Below are 1,843 nucleotides of genomic sequence, written 5' to 3' on the forward strand. Positions count from 1 at the left end.
CTTCCGGTAAAGGCCACGTCCAGGGGCGCCTCTCCGGTAAGAAGATCGGCCGAGGCCACGGCCACCGGGGCCTGGTTAGACCCTGCACCGTCCACAGTTAATGCAATGACATGGGTATCGGTTTCGTTATAATTGATGGTCAGAGTGGCACTTTTGTTGGTGCCCGTACCCGTGTGGGCAAGGCCAACTACATGTTGACTACTGCTTTTTAGCAAACCATTGGTAAGATTACCACTGTCAATGCTGAATTCCGAGGCATCCGGTCCGGACAAATCCATAGATCGAACGATTATACCTACGTTGCCTGTGGTGATGTTGATTGTCGCGTTTTTGGATTCACCACTGCCAAAAGAAATAGCAGTATCGGCGGCCATAGTGCTGGCCACACTTGGGCTCCCTGTTGGAGCATCCTGTCCATAGTATTCCATGTTTTTTTGCCTTCCACCGCCTCGATTGGGAGAACCCGCGGCTACGAAAATACCATTGCCTGAGACAATTCCTTGCGTACCATGTCTAGGATGGTTAAGATTATCACCCAGCGTCCAATTCCCTGAAACCGGATCAAAAACTTCAGTAATGTCGAATGCGCTTGAGGAAGCATTGGATTCTCCTCCGGCAACTACAAGCTTGCCCTCAAAATTGGCAACAATTGCTGCAGCCCTTGGTGTAGGAAGGTTTTGATTACTGGGCAATGTGCTCCAAGTGCCCAGAGCAAAATCGTATACATCCACCTCGGAAATTACGGGGGCAAATGTTCCACCAGTTCCTCCGGAAAGACGTCCGGAAGCCGCATATAACTTTCCATCTATGACGGCTGCATGGAAATGATCTCTTGGTCTTGGAGTATCCGGAAGAACTGTCCAGATACCGGTAGCGGGATCATACTCATCAAACCAGGACACAAAACCACCACTATGGCCGTTGGTGTTTCCAGCAACAATATAGAATTTATCATTATGGACTACCAAACCGGTAGACCCTCTTTTTCTTGCTACAGGAATTTCGGGTCCTTGAATCCATTCGCTAGTGGCCGGGTTATAACTCCAAACATGGTCTGCTGGAGTTTCAGAAGGAAAAACGTTCGTTTTATAGGCGCCTATTACCCAAATCAAACCTTCATATTCCAGCGCCTGGAAATGGTTGAATTCGATAGGTGCGGAATTGACCAAAGAGGTCCAGGTATTTGAATTATAATCGTAAATATCCAGCGTCTGTGCACTTTCTCTACCACCGAACAGATAGAACTTATCTCCCGCCTGAACAAAGGAACATTCATGCCGGGCGGTATAGGTCTCATCTTCGTCCTTATCAAACCACGTATTGGCCGAAGCCGCGGTAATGGTCCAATTAAATTGCTGTGTAGCATCAATAGAGCCCGCTTTGCTAGCCGTGATGGTAACCAAATGCACCCCGTCGGAATTTGATCCCCCGGTCAATGCCGATGCGTCAATGACACCCGTAAGTTGACCATTGGTGGGCTCAATAACTATTCCCGATGGTTGGTTGGCAATACTATAAGTTACATTTTCATTTGGGTCTCCTCCTGAAGCTACGGCAATTAAACTGCTCATTTGCCCTACTTCATTGAATTGATCTGGAATAGTGTTAAGGGTCAAAGGAATAATTTCGAAGAGTTCAGCCGTGAGGGCTATGGTCACGGGGCTGTTGCCCCCGGAATGTACGATCTCGAGACTGGCCGATTTGGTCCCCACCACGCCGTTGGGCGTAAAGGTGACCGGGATCGAGCCCGATGTCTGCGGATCCACGTCCAGCGGCAGTGCGGCCGAATGGCCGAACATGGCGGCATCGGTGCCGGTGATGTTTATGGCGGTGATGCTGATTA

Annotated in this window: 1 protein-coding gene; it reads right to left on the reverse strand. The window is 49.3% G+C overall.

Annotated features, from left to right (window positions below; translation table 11 throughout):
* The coding region (locus ACRD67_RS20630; protein WP_430969187.1) for a Kelch repeat-containing protein at positions 1–1,843 on the reverse strand (1,843 nt) is incomplete at both ends.

This window comes from Eudoraea algarum (assembly GCF_050589645.1).
Lineage (GTDB): Bacteria > Bacteroidota > Bacteroidia > Flavobacteriales > Flavobacteriaceae > JBNGOQ01.